The organism is Microbispora sp. KK1-11 (assembly GCF_006874435.1).
In the GTDB taxonomy this organism is placed as follows: Bacteria; Actinomycetota; Actinomycetes; order Streptosporangiales; family Streptosporangiaceae; genus Microbispora; species Microbispora catharanthi.
Genome location: NZ_VIRJ01000002.1, coordinates 374,071 through 386,521, shown reverse-complemented (window position 1 = coordinate 386,521; position 12,451 = coordinate 374,071). Strand labels below are relative to the sequence as shown.

Annotated in this window: 9 protein-coding genes; 6 read left to right on the top strand and 3 right to left on the bottom strand. The window is 72.2% G+C overall.

The genetic code is table 11. The annotated features are described in order from the left end of the window. Positions 1-27: 27 nt before the first annotated feature. Entirely contained in the window at positions 28-747 is a 720-nt protein-coding gene (locus tag FLW16_RS04655) for an SDR family oxidoreductase (protein WP_142557920.1), read from the bottom strand. Positions 748-869: 122 nt separating this feature from the next. On the opposite strand from FLW16_RS04655, the gene FLW16_RS04650 reads away from it, so the two are divergent. The 4 genes from FLW16_RS04650 to FLW16_RS04635 are packed head-to-tail and all read left to right on the top strand — an operon-like array spanning position 870 to position 3,066. Further along, positions 870-1,721, top strand: coding sequence for a LysR family transcriptional regulator (locus FLW16_RS04650; RefSeq protein WP_142557918.1), 852 nt, complete (start codon positions 870-872; stop codon positions 1,719-1,721). Positions 1,722-1,772: 51 nt separating this feature from the next. Continuing rightward, positions 1,773-2,150, top strand: coding sequence for a hypothetical protein (locus tag FLW16_RS04645; RefSeq protein ID WP_142557916.1), 378 nt, complete (start codon positions 1,773-1,775; stop codon positions 2,148-2,150). Positions 2,151-2,183: 33 nt separating this feature from the next. Continuing rightward, on the top strand, positions 2,184-2,768 hold the full coding sequence (locus tag FLW16_RS04640; protein WP_142557914.1) for a hypothetical protein: 585 nt from the start codon (positions 2,184-2,186) through the stop codon (positions 2,766-2,768). 22 nt (positions 2,769-2,790) lie between these two features. After that, on the top strand, positions 2,791-3,066 hold the full coding sequence (locus tag FLW16_RS04635; protein WP_142557912.1) for a HesB/YadR/YfhF-family protein: 276 nt from the start codon (positions 2,791-2,793) through the stop codon (positions 3,064-3,066). A 3-nt stretch (positions 3,067-3,069) separates the two neighbouring features. Here FLW16_RS04635 and FLW16_RS04630 read toward each other — a convergent pair whose 3' ends face one another. Further along, positions 3,070-3,372: a hypothetical protein gene (locus tag FLW16_RS04630; protein WP_142557911.1), complete on the bottom strand. Its 303-nt coding sequence runs from the start codon at positions 3,370-3,372 to the stop codon at positions 3,070-3,072. Positions 3,373-3,422: 50 nt separating this feature from the next. Then, positions 3,423-8,924, bottom strand: coding sequence for a non-ribosomal peptide synthetase/MFS transporter (locus FLW16_RS04625; RefSeq protein ID WP_142557909.1), 5,502 nt, complete (start codon positions 8,922-8,924; stop codon positions 3,423-3,425). 507 nt (positions 8,925-9,431) lie between these two features. Here FLW16_RS04625 and FLW16_RS04620 point away from each other — a divergent pair. Both FLW16_RS04620 and FLW16_RS04615 read left to right on the top strand, forming a co-directional pair. Next, on the top strand, positions 9,432-10,358 hold the full coding sequence (locus FLW16_RS04620; protein WP_142557907.1) for a TauD/TfdA family dioxygenase: 927 nt from the start codon (positions 9,432-9,434) through the stop codon (positions 10,356-10,358). 25 nt (positions 10,359-10,383) lie between these two features. Continuing rightward, positions 10,384-12,447, top strand: a complete 2,064-nt coding sequence (locus FLW16_RS04615) for an HAD-IIIC family phosphatase (protein WP_142557905.1) — start codon at positions 10,384-10,386, stop codon at positions 12,445-12,447. Positions 12,448-12,451: the final 4 nt, after the last annotated feature.

The window sequence follows — 12,451 nt, the reverse complement described above, 5'->3', positions numbered from 1 at the left end:
CGGACACTGAGGATCATGACAAGGTACTCAGACCAAGATCGCGCCTCCGTCGACCGTGATGACGGTGCCGGTGGCGAACGGCTGGGTCATGGCGAACAGGTAGGCCTGGGCGACCTCATCGGTCTCGCCGACGCGGCCGGTGGGGAGGGCGGCGGCGGTCTCCCGGTACATCCGCTCGCGGTCGGCCTCGTCCATCCGGTCCCACAGCGGGGAGCGCACCACGCCGGGCGAGATCGCGTTGACCCGGATCGGGGCGAGTTCGACCGCGAGCGCCCTGGTGAGGGACTCCATCGCGCCGCAGACCGCGGCCGCGACCGCCCAGCCGGGGCCCGGCCGGTCCTTGGCGATCCCGGTGGTCAACGTCACCGAGCCGCCCGGACGCAGGTGCGGGGCCGCCGCCCGCACGGCCGCGAGCGCGCCGAAGAAACGCACGGTGAAGAACGACTTCGCCTGCTCGGGGTCGAGCGTCGCGAGCGGGGTCAGCTCCAGCGGTTCGCCCGCCGTGTAGACGAGGTGGTGGATCTCGCCGAGGTCCTGGAACAGGGAGCGGATGCGTTCGGTCCGGGAGAGGTCGGCGACCCGGCCCTGGGCGCCGGCCGGCAGTGCCGCCAGGGCGCGGTCGACGCTCGCCGAAGTGCTGGAGGCCACGAGGACCTCGGCCCCCTCCTCGGCCGCGGCGCGTGCCGTCGCCAGTCCGATGCCCGAGGTGCCGCCGAGGACGACGACGCGCTGCCCGTGAAGCTTCATGGTGGTGACCTTTCGCCAGAATCGGAGGTGTCTCCACTTTGCGATCGCACGTGGGCGGCCGTCCAAGACCTGTCCGGGCGCCTGTAATACCCTCAGGGCATCACTCCTGTGAGGAGGCGCCGGTGGACGTGGACCTGCGCAAGCTGCGTTACTTCGTGGCGGTCGCGGAGCGGCTGCACTTCGGGCGGGCGGCCGAGGCGCTGCACATCGCGCAGCCCGTGCTGTCCCGGCAGATCAGGGCGTTGGAGGGCGAGCTCAGGGCCCAGCTGTTCGTTCGCACCAGGAGGGGCACCGAGCTGACGCCCGCCGGCGAGCAACTCCTGGAGGACGCCCGGCCGCTGCTCGCCGCCGCCGAGGCGTTGCGGCGGCGGGTCGGCCGGGCCGCCCGCGGCCCCCGGACCTTCACCGTGGCCTTCATGCCCGGCCTGATCGTCACCCCGGCCGTGCGCGCCCTGTCCGCCCGGCACCCCGAACTCACCGTCGAGGTGCTCCGTACGAGCTGGGACGACCAGATCGACGTCATCCGGGACGGGCGGGCCGACGTCGGCTACGTCCGGCTGCCGCTGGACCGGCGCGGGCTGCGGCTGCGGCCGCTGTTCGCCGAGCCGCGCGTCGTGGTCCTGCCGGCCGGCCATCCGCTGGCCGCCAAGGACGCCGTCGACGTCGCCGACCTGGCGGATGAGTGCCTGCTGCAGAACCCCGCCACGGTGCCGGAGTGGCCCGGTGACGCTCCCCGGACGGAACCCGCCGTGCGAACGGTCGAGGAGAAGCTGGAACACGTGGCGGCGGAGCGTGGCGTCGTGATCCTTCCGCTGTCCGCCGCGACCTTCTACACCCGTTCCGACGTGGCGCACGTGCCCGTCCGGGACCTCCCGCCCAACGAGGTCTGCCTCGCGTGGGACGCCGACCGCCGCGGCCGGCTCATCCAGGAGTTCGTCGACCTCGCCGCCGATCTGCAAGGGGAAGGGCCGTGAGGGCGTGGGATCCGCACCGCGAGGGGTAAGGACAGAGCGGAAGGAGAAGGCATGCCTGACCCTGCGGAGACGGAGCGGCTGCGCCAGGTCGTGGACGAGGTGTTCCACGACCGCCTCCGCGTGACGCGCCGCGACCTCTACTCCGCCGCCGCCGCGGACATCCACGTGCCGGCCGAGACCCTCGCCCTCCTGAACGAGATCCCCGAGGGCTCCTACAGCCGGCGGGAGATGCTGGAGGCGATCGAGGGGGCCGTACGGGACCGGGACGAGGTGGAGCGGGAGGCGCGGCGACCGGAGCAGATCACCGCGCTGGAGGACACGCCCGAGGCCGAGCATGCCATCGCCGACGACACCACGTTGAACGCGCTGATCCAGGAGTCCTCCGGCCCTCCGCCGGACGCGCCGCGGTTCCGGGAGCCGGGCGAGTGAGACAACCGGCGCACGAGGAGGAGGGGTGACGCGATGCGATCTGGCCCGGTGACGATGCGGGTGCGGCGCTACCTGCCCGACGGCAACCCGTTACGGCGCGGGACCGACAGAGTCGAGTCCGCGGCCGTCCTGGCCTTCCTGATCCTGGCCGTGCTGAGCCTGGTCGCGGCGTTCGCCGTGGGCTCCGCCGTCTATCGCGGCGGCGTGGCCGAGGAGCATTCCGGGCGGTGGGTGACGGCCACCGTCACGCGGGACGCGCCGGCGGCCACCTGGGTCGCGGTGGAGGGCACCGCCGCGCGGCTGCGCACGGGCGTCGCCTGGACGGCCGCCGACGGCCGTACGGCGACCGGGCAGGCGCCGGTTCCCTCGGCGGCCAAGGCCGGCACGCCCGTGCGGATCTGGCTGGACCGCGACGGCAGGCCGGGCGACGGCCCGCGGAGCCGGATCGACACGGTCGCGGACGGCGTCGCGTCAGGAACGGCCACGGCGACGCTGTCGCTGACGGCCCTGCTGGCGTGCTTCGCCCTCGTCCGCCGCCGTCTCGATCACCGCAGGTACGCCGCATGGGACGCCGGATGGCTCGCGATGAACCGGCGGCGCAAGCCCGAGGACGCGTGAGCAGACACCGAGGAGGTGCGTCGTGCTGACAGTCACCGACCACGCCGTTCAGGCGATCCGCGATCTGATGGTGGGGGAGTACCTCCCCGGGGAGGCGGGCCTGCGCATCGCGGCCAAGCCGGGCGAGCCCGCCTCGCTGGAGCTCTCGCTGGTGAGCGCGCCCTTCTCGGGCGACGAGGTGGTCAAGAGAGCGGACGTGCGCGTCTTCCTCGACGCGCAGGTCGCCCAGGCCGTCGGCGGCAAGACACTGGACGCGGAGACCGGTCCCGGCGGCCGCCCGACCTTCCGTCTCACCTGAGAATCACTGGTCGCCCTCGTCCTCCTCGTCGTCGGGCGGCAGACCGGTGCCCGCCACCGTGTCGGCGAGCTGGTCGTCGTCGAGCCGTCCGGTCGGCGGCTGCCCGAGCGTTCCTCCTCCGGAGGCGCCGCCGCCCGAGATCCCCTTGCCGCCGACGATGCCGGCGGCGTCCTGGTCCGCCTGCTCCACCGATCCCTGCCGGGTGGCCCGGATGCCGGGCGTCCGGTTCTTGAACCGCGGGTCGTCCTGCGCGTTGGTCGCCAGCTCCTCGGCGAGCTGCTTCGGGTTCATCTTCTTCTCGTCCATACGGGCCGCCGTACCCGGCGGCCCGTAGGCCATTCATCCGTCAGAGCACCTCAGAGCTCGGCCGGGACCCGCTGCGCCGGAACGGTCGCCTCCTGGCGGCTGCGCAGCGCCTCCAGGCCGACCAGGTCGTCGGGCTCGGCGTCCGGGGTCTCCTGGTCGAACCTCGCCAGGGCCGGGTGACGCAGGGCCAGCGTGATCGTGAGCGCGATGGCCAGGCCGCACACGACGTACAGCAGGCCGATGCCGCGGCCCTCGCCGACCCCGATCACCGCGCCCACCGTGCCGGCCAGCGGGCCGTCCGGCCGCATCAGCGGCTCGAAGACCAGCCCCACCAGCCAGGCCTGTACGGCCAGGCCGACCGGCTGGGTCGACAGCGCGAGCATCCGGTTGATCGCGATGACCCGGGCGTGGTAGCGCTGGGGCACCTTCGAGTGGATGATCGTCAGCCAGATGCCGTCGCTGATCGTCATCATCAGCGACATGCCGAAGGCGCCGACCGTGATGAGGATGAGCGACGGGCGCAGACCCGCGATCGCGCAGAAGATCCCGAGCACACCCGCGGCCGACAGCATGCCGAACATCCGCCGGTCGCGCGGGCCGCCCCACAGCGTGATGATCACGCCGCCGCAGACCGCCCCGATCCCGGCGAGCAGCGCCACCCGCCCGGTGTCGGCCAGCTCGCCGACCGACAGCACCAGCGGCGAGATCATGATGAACCCGGTGAACAGGAAGAAGTTCACGATGAACATCGTGAAGGCCATGGCCCGCAGGCCCCGCCGCCGCAGCAGGTAGCGGAAGCCGTTGCGGATCTCGGCGGAGACCGTCTCCCTGCGCCGCCAGGCCATCGTGGCCGGGAAGCGCACGAGCAGGGTCACGGCGAACGCGATCGCGTAGCAGACCACGTTGGCGGTCAGGATGCCCTCGATGCCGATCAACGCCAGCACGGCGACGGAGAACAGCGGGACCATGAGCTGGGCCACGGCGTTGCCGAGCTGGACGACGCCGCCGACGTGATGCAGGTAGTGCTTGGGCGCGAGCTGCGGACCCGCCGACTGCCAGGCCACCCGTTGGAGGGTCACCGATATCGACAGCACCACCAGCAGGCCGTACAGCACGGGCATGCTCAACACGTCGCCTGCCATCAGCGCGAGCAGCGCGGCCTGCACGGCCAGCGAGATGCCGTCGGCCGCCAGCATGGCCCGCTTGCGGTCGTACCGGTCGACGAGCGCGCCGATCAGCGGCGCGAGGACGAGCCCCGGCACCAGCCCGATGATGGCGAACAGCCCGAACTGCACCAGCGAGCCGCTCTTCAGGTAGGCCCAGATCGGCACGGCGAACTCGGTCATCACGGCGCCGATCATGGAGACGATCTGACCGGTCGCCACCGTGAAGAACCGGCCCAGGCTGGGCTGCGGCCCGGCGACGTCGGCCCGCCGGTCGTCGGACAGCGCCTGCCGCCACCACGTCGCCGGGTCGTCGGGCGGGCGCGGCCGCCACTCTCCGGGACTGCCGACGGCGGTGTGGGTGGTCGTGACGATCGCGGCCAGCTCCTCGGTGCGGTATCGGAGGAAGTAGTGGCCGGCCTCGGCCATCACGACCAGCGCCGTGGTCTCGGAGACGCAGTGCCAGTCGCGGTAGCGCTCCTGGTAGAAGTCGGTCAGCGCGTCGCGGTCGCCGACGATCGAGATCACCGGGGCGCGCAGCTGCGGGCTCTGCTGCTCCACGAGCTCGCTGAAGTAGTCCTCGCCGGCCCGCGCGTCCACCCGCATCGTGCGGATGATGTGGTCGACCTGATCGGGGTCGAGGTCCTGCAGGTCGGCGCCCATCGCGCGGAGCCAGTTGGCGTGCGCGTTGGCGTTGTCCAGCGCCTTGCTGCGGAAGATGCGTCCGAGCAGGCCGTTCAGGCCCTTGGTAGGGGTGGCGAACGGGAAGCTGCCGCCCATGTAGACGGCCTCGACGTGCCGCCCGGCCGCCTCCAGCCGCCGCGCGATCTCGGCGGTCAGCGCGCTGCCGACGCAGTGGCCGTACAGCGCGACCGGGCCGCGCACGCGGTCGAGCACCTCGTCGCAGACCCGCTGCGCGGCCTCGTGGAACGGGATGGTGCTCTCCTCGACGCCCAGCTCGTGGCCGGGCAGGGCGACCGCGAACAGCGAGTGGCCGTCCGGCAGCGCGTCGGCCAGCGGCTGGTAGACCATGGCGCTCGCCCCGCCGTACGGGATGCAGACCAGGGACAGCGTCGGCGCCTTGACCGGCCGGGTGAGCTCGACCAGCAGGCCGCGCGGGCCGTCCTCGGTCTCCTCCGGCGCCTGCCGGGCGGCGTCGATCAGCGCGGCCAGCTCCCGCACGGTGCGGTTGGCGATCGCGTCGAGCACGGTCACCTGGTAGCCGTCGGCGGGCAGCGCCTGGCGCAGCTTGGCGACCATGCGGATGAGCAGCAGCGAGTGGCCGCCGAGCGCGTTGAAGTCGCTGTCGATCGAGACGGCCTCGATGCCGAGGACCTCACGCCAGACCCCGGCCACCACGATCTCGGTCTCGGTCGTCGGCTCGGCCAGGTCCTCGCCCATCCGGACCACCGGGTCGGGCAGCGCCTTGCGGTCCACCTTGCCGTTGGCGTTGAGCGGGATGGTCTCCAGCGGCACGAACACCGACGGGACCATGTATTCCGGCAGCCGCGCCGCGCAGTGCTCCGCCGGCTCGGATAACTCCGGACCTGTCGGGACGTAGTAGGCGACGAGCCGTTTGTCCTCCGGCGTGAACGCGTGCACGGTGACGACCGCGTCGCGTATGCCGGGGTGGTCGAGGACGGCAGCCCGCACCTCGTCCAGCTCGATGCGGTAGCCGCGGATCTTCACCTGGTCGTCGAACCGGCCGAGGAAGGCCACGTTCCCGTCGCGGGTCCAGGCCACCCGGTCGCCGGTGCGGTACATTCGCCCACCCTCATGGAAGGGGTCGGGCAGGAACCGCTCCTCGGTGAGGTCCGGCCGGTTCATGTAGCCGCGGGTCACGCCCACGCCGCCGACGTACAGCTCGCCCGGCACGCCGACCGGCTGCAGCTTCCGGTTGGCGTCCAGGACGTACATCCGCATGTTGGGCAGCGGGCGGCCGATCGGGACGACCTCCACGAGCTGGGCGTCCCGCACCGGGTAGACGCACGTCCCGACAGACGCCTCGGTGGGGCCGTACTCGTTGATCAACCGGCCGGGGCCGAGCATCTCCAGCCACCGGTTGGCCATCGAGCCGGGCAGCGCCTCACCCGCCACGACGATCTTCCCGGCGAGCGCCGCGGCCTGCCGGGCGTCGATCTGGTGGCCGAGCACCTCCAGGTGGCCGGGGGTGCACTTGATGAAGCCGTAGGGCCCGCCCGCCGCCAGCAGCGCGCCCAGCTCGCCCATGTCGAAGTCCTGCGGCAGCACGGTGACCCGCTGACCCACGACGAGCGGCGCCCACAGGTTGGGCACCACCAGGTCGAACGCCACCGAGCCGAACAGCGGCGCGCCGCCGTCGCCCTGGGACGCCAGGTCCTCGACGGCCCACCACACGTGGTTCACCAGCCCGCGGTGGGTGACCTGCACGCCCTTCGGCTTGCCGGTGGACCCCGACGTGAAGATCACATAGGCCAGCCGGTCGATGTCGTACGGCACGCCGGCCGGGTCACGCGGCTGCTCGTCGAGCAGGCCGCCGTCCACGTCCACGACCTCCACGGAGACGCCGTCGAACAGATGCGCGTAGCCCGCCGAAGTCAGGACCAGCGGGGTCGCGGCGATCGACAGCATGTCGCGGACGCGCTGCGCGGGGAACTTGGGATCCATCGGCAGGTAGGCCGCGCCCGCCTTCCACACGCCCAGCAGGCAGGCGATGAGGTCCGGGCTCCGGTCGAGCAGCACGCCCACCGTGTCCTCGGGACCGATGCCCCGCTCGCGCAGCAGGTGGGCGACCTGGTTGGCCCGGGCGTGCAGCTCGGCGTACGTGGTCGTGCGGCCCTCGAAGGAGACCGCGACCGCGTCGGAGCCCGCGTGACGCTCAAGCAGCTCGGGCAGGGCCACGTCCGGGTAGGGCCGGGCCGAGTCGTTCCAGGCGCCCAGCACCACCTCGCGCTCGGCGTCGGTGAGCAGCTCCAGGTCGGCCGGCGGGGTGTCGGGGGCGGCGGCGATCCGCTCGGCCAGCGCCCGGTAGTGCCCGGCCATCCGGACGACGGCGTCCGCGTCGAACCGGTCCTTCTGGTAGGTCAGATAGAGCTCGGGGTCGCCGGTGCCGTTCAGGTGCACGAGCAGCGCGAGGTCGTAGGTGAAGTCGTCGACCTCGTGCTCCCAGACCGACGCCTCCAGCCCGGGCCAGCGCCCGCGCTGGTCGCGGAAGACGCGCAGCGAGAAGCCGACGGTCGACAGCGAGAAGTTGCGGGCGTCCCGGTCGCTCAGCGCCCCGGCCAGTTCAGAGAACGGCAGGTGGTTGGCGAGCGCCTCGCCGAGGCTGCGCCGCACCCCGGCCGCCGCCTCCCGGAACGAGGGGGTGCCCGACAGGTCGGCGCGCAGCGGCAGGGCGTTGACGAAGCAGCCCAGCACGGGCTCAAGCTCCACCCGGCGCCGGCCGCCGTCCACTGTGGCGATCGTCAGGTCGCCCTGCCCTGTGTAGCGCGCGAGCAGCATCGAGAAGACCGTGAGCAGGGCCACGAACGGGGTGGTTCCGGGGCCGCCGGCCTCCCGCAGTGCCCGCAGGACCTCGTCCGGCAGCGTGAACAGGTGGCAGTCGCTCCGGTTGCCCTCGGTGACGGTCTGGCCGTCCCGCGCGATGGGAAGCTCCACCGCGCTCGCGCCGTCGAGCCGGTCGCGCCAGTAGGCGAGCCGCCGCTCGCGCTGCTCGCCGGTCAGCTCACGCCGCGACCAGGCCGCGTAGTCGGCGTACTGGAGCGGGGGCGTGGCCACCTCGGCGGGACGGCCCTCGTGCGCGGCCGCGTACACGCCGGTCAGCTCGTCCACGATGATGCCGACCGACCACCCGTCGCACGCGATGTGGTGGCAGACGAACATCAGCACGTGGTCCTCGTCGGCCAGCCGGACCAGCGTCGTACGGTGGACCGGCCCGGTCTCCAGGTCGAAGCGTTCGACGGCGGCCCTGGACGTGATCTCCCGGGCCCGGCCCTTCCGCTCGGCCTCCGGCAGCTCCCGCAGGTCGACGACGTCGAGCGGCGCCGGCCCGGGGTCGAGGACGATCTGGCGGGGCTCGTGCCCGTCGCCCTCGTAGACCGTGCGCAGGATCTCGTGGCGTTCGACCAGGCTGTCCAGGGCGACGGTCAGGGCCCGGGTGTCGAGCGGGCCGGTGAGCCGCAGGCCGATCGTGGCGTTCGGCGCCGGAGCGCCCTCGGCGAAGCGGGCACCGAGCCACATCTGGGTCTGCTCGTAGGAGCAGGGGGCGGGTCCCCCGCCGCGCGGGGTGATCGCGTCCGCGGCGGCGGCCCTGGCGGCTCTGGCGGCGAGGAGCCGGCGCAGGGCCTCCTGCCTGCGTGGGGAAAGCGACGCTATTAGATGCTCGTTGTCAGTCGTCGGCGTTATCGTCACCGAGCGTTCTCCTCTCTGCGCAAATTATGCGCAGGACCAGCTGACCACGTAGAAAAGTGGTTGAACCAGAAAACGCTTGATCGTCGATTTCGCAGGATCTCGCCGCGTATCTCGCCGCGTTTCGAGCCGAGACGCGTGGGAGCGCTCCCACGAATGTGATTATTTTACGATACGGGACGCACGCTGGGTAACGCAAGCCTCACTTCTACCTGCGATCAAGTGCGAAGAGTATTGGGAAATCGACCTTCCGTCATCGATTGCGGGTGGCAGAACATGAGTGCTCGTCGGCATTGTCGGCGGCCACAGACGAATGTCGGATAATTTGACTGACACCGTCGAGCGAACCGGATGAAACATGTTTCTTGCGCGTGACCCGATCCGGGTTCTATGTTGGCCGCCGGAATCTCTTTCCGCAGGGGCGCCGCCTATTCGAGGGCCCGCCTGCCTCCTTAATTCGATTTTTCCCCGTGCTCGGCCGCGGCCGGATCCCGCGCAGAAGGAGGACGCATGGACGACTTCTGGAAGCCCCTGGAAATAACCCCGGACGGCTCCGCCGCCACGCCCGACGGGCTGATGGAACGGCTGCGCGGATTGAACCTGGGCGACCTGCTGGTCCGTGAGAAGGCGCTCGTCTTCCGGGGGTTCGGCGTCACGCCCGAGACCCTCGACCCCGTCATGGACATGCTGCTGCCCAACCGGCTGGCGTACGTCCACGGCAACTCGCCCCGCACCAAGGTGGGCGGCAACGTCTACACCTCGACCGAGTACCCGCCCGAGTACACGATCTCGATGCACAACGAGCTGTCGTACTCCGCCACCTGGCCCTCGCGGCTGCTGTTCTACTGCGAGAAGGCGGCCGAGACCGGCGGGGCCACCCCTGTCGTGGACGGCGTGCGGTGGCTGGAGTCGCTCGACGACGAGGTCAGGGAGGCCTTCGCCAAGGGCGTGCGCTACACCCAGAACCTGCACGCCGGCCGGGGACTCGGCAAGAGCTGGCAGGAGACGTTCGAGACCGAGGACCGCGACGAGGTGGCCGGATTCCTCGACCGGATCGAGGCGGACTGGCAATGGCGGCCCGACGGCGGCGTGCGGATCTCCCAGGTCAGGCCCGCCACCACCCGGCACCCCGTGACCGGGGCCGAGGTGTGGTTCAACCAGGCCGACCAGTGGCACCCCGCCTCGCTGGGCGACGAGGCCGCCGCCATGCTCGCCGAACTCATGCCGCCGGAGGAGCTGCCACAGTCGGTGACGTTCCCTGACGGCGCCCCGATCCCCGGCGAGTACGTGATCCAGGTGCGCGACCGGGGGCTGGACAACGCGGTGGACGTCGACTGGCGGAAGGGCGACCTGCTGCTGATCGACAACGTGCTGGTCGGGCACGGCCGCAGGCCCTTCACCGGCTCCCGCCGCATCCTCGTTGCCATGTCCGACTGATCGCGCTCTCGAAAGGGAAACCGCAATGAACAAGATCGGACTTGGGGTCGCCGCCACCTTCACCGCCGAGCCGCTCGGGGACGCCCTGCGGTTCTGGCTCGCCGAGCTCGACGTCGAGGGGGAGGTCGCCTTCGCTCCGTACGACCAGGTCTTCCCCGCGCTGCTCGACTCGGGCAGCGTGCTCGGACGGGCCGGCGCCGCCGTCGTACTGGTCCGGGCGGAAGATCTGGTCGCCGGGGATTCGACCGCCGAGCAGGACGGGCTCGACGAGGTGGAGGCCGTGGCCACCGACCTCGCCGCCGCGCTGCGGACCTCGGCACGCGCGTCCGGCACGCCCCACGTGCTCGTCGTCTGCCCTCCCTCGCCCGAGCACGGCTCCCCCGAGGCCCACGCGCGCCTCGCCTCCAAACTGGCCCGGGCGTTCGAGGGCGACCGGGCCGTCTCCGTGCTCACCTCCGCCGAGCCGTACGAGCCTGCGCCGGAGGCCGTCCACGACTCCTTCGCCGACCGGACCGGCAACGTCCCCTACACCGACCGTTACTTCGCCGCGCTGGCCGCCGCGGCCGCCCGCCGCCTGCACGCCATGACCACCCCGCGTCCCAAGGTCGTCGCCGTGGACTGCGACGGCACGCTCTGGGACGGTGTGGTCGGCGAGGACGGCCCCGACGGCGTGGTCATCGGCCCGGAGCGGATGGAGATCTGGCGGGAGCTGGCCCGCCAGGTCGCCGCGGGCAGGCTGCTGTGCCTGTGCAGCAAGAACGAGGAGAAGGACGTCCGCGAGGTGTTCGCCCGGCATCCGGAGCTGCCGGTCGGCCTGGACGACGTCGCCGCGATGCGCGTCGGGTGGGAGGCCAAGTCCCAGTCGCTGCGCTCGCTCGCCGCCGAGCTCGGCCTCGGGCTCGACTCCTTCGTCTTCTTCGACGACAGCCCGGTCGAGTGCGCCGAGGTCCGGGCCGGCTGCCCCGAGGTGCTGACCCTCAGGCTCCCGGCCGGCGCGGCGGAGGCGGCGGCCTTCCTCCGGCACTGCTGGCCACTCGACCTGACCGGGGTCACCGAGGCCGACCGCGAGCGCACCCGCCGCTACCAGGAGGAACGGCAGCGAGAGCAGGCAAGGGGCGAGATGTCCCTGGCCGACTTCTTCGCCACGCTCGACCTGCGGGTGACCATCACCCCGGCCGGTCCCGGGCACGAGGCCCGGGCCGCTCAGCTCGCCGAGCGGACCAACCAGTTCAACCTCTCGGGGGCGCGTCGCCTGGACGGCGAAGAGAAGTTCGTCGTGGACGTGCGCGACCGCTTCGGGGACTACGGCGTCGTCGGTCTCACCGACGTGCGGACGGAGGGGGACACGCTGCGCGCCGGCGCGTTCCTGCTCAGCTGCCGGGCGCTCGGGCGCGGGGTGGAGCACCGCATGCTCGCGCACCTGGGGGCGCTCGCGCGGGAGCGCGGGCTGGCCCGGGTGGCCCTGGCCTTCCGGGCGACTGAGCGCAACCAACCGGCCAGGGACTTCCTGGCCGCCCTGCCGGCGACGGTGGAACCGTACGGCGAGGAGGCGGCCTGGTACGTCCTCGACGCGGCCGACGCGGCGGCCGTCGTCCACGCGCCGGGCCCTGCTGAGGAGAGGGCAGCGGGGCCCACCGGGACCGTCCGGACCGCCGTTCCCGCGGGCTGGGCGGCCGTCGAACGGATCGCGACCCGGCTGACCGGTGCCGACGCGATCCTCGACGCCATGCGGGCGGCCCGTCCCGTGACGGAGGTGGCCGGGGCGAGCTCCGTCGAGGCGGCCGTCATGCGGATGTGGGCCGAACTGCTCGACGTGGCGCCGGCCTCGGTGAGCGACGGCTTCTTCCAACTGGGCGGCCACTCGCTGCGGCTGGTGCAGTTCATGGCGCGGGTGCGTGCCGAGTTCGGCGTCGAGCTGCCCTTCGACACGCTCTACACCACCTCGTTCACCGTCGCGGAGGTCGCCAAGGCGATCGAGGAGCGGCAGCTCGCCGACGCCGACGACGAGGAGCTGGCCGGGCTGCTCGACGAGCTCGCGGGCCTGTCGGACGAGGAGATCGACGCCCTGCTCGACTCGGGGAACGGCTGATCCG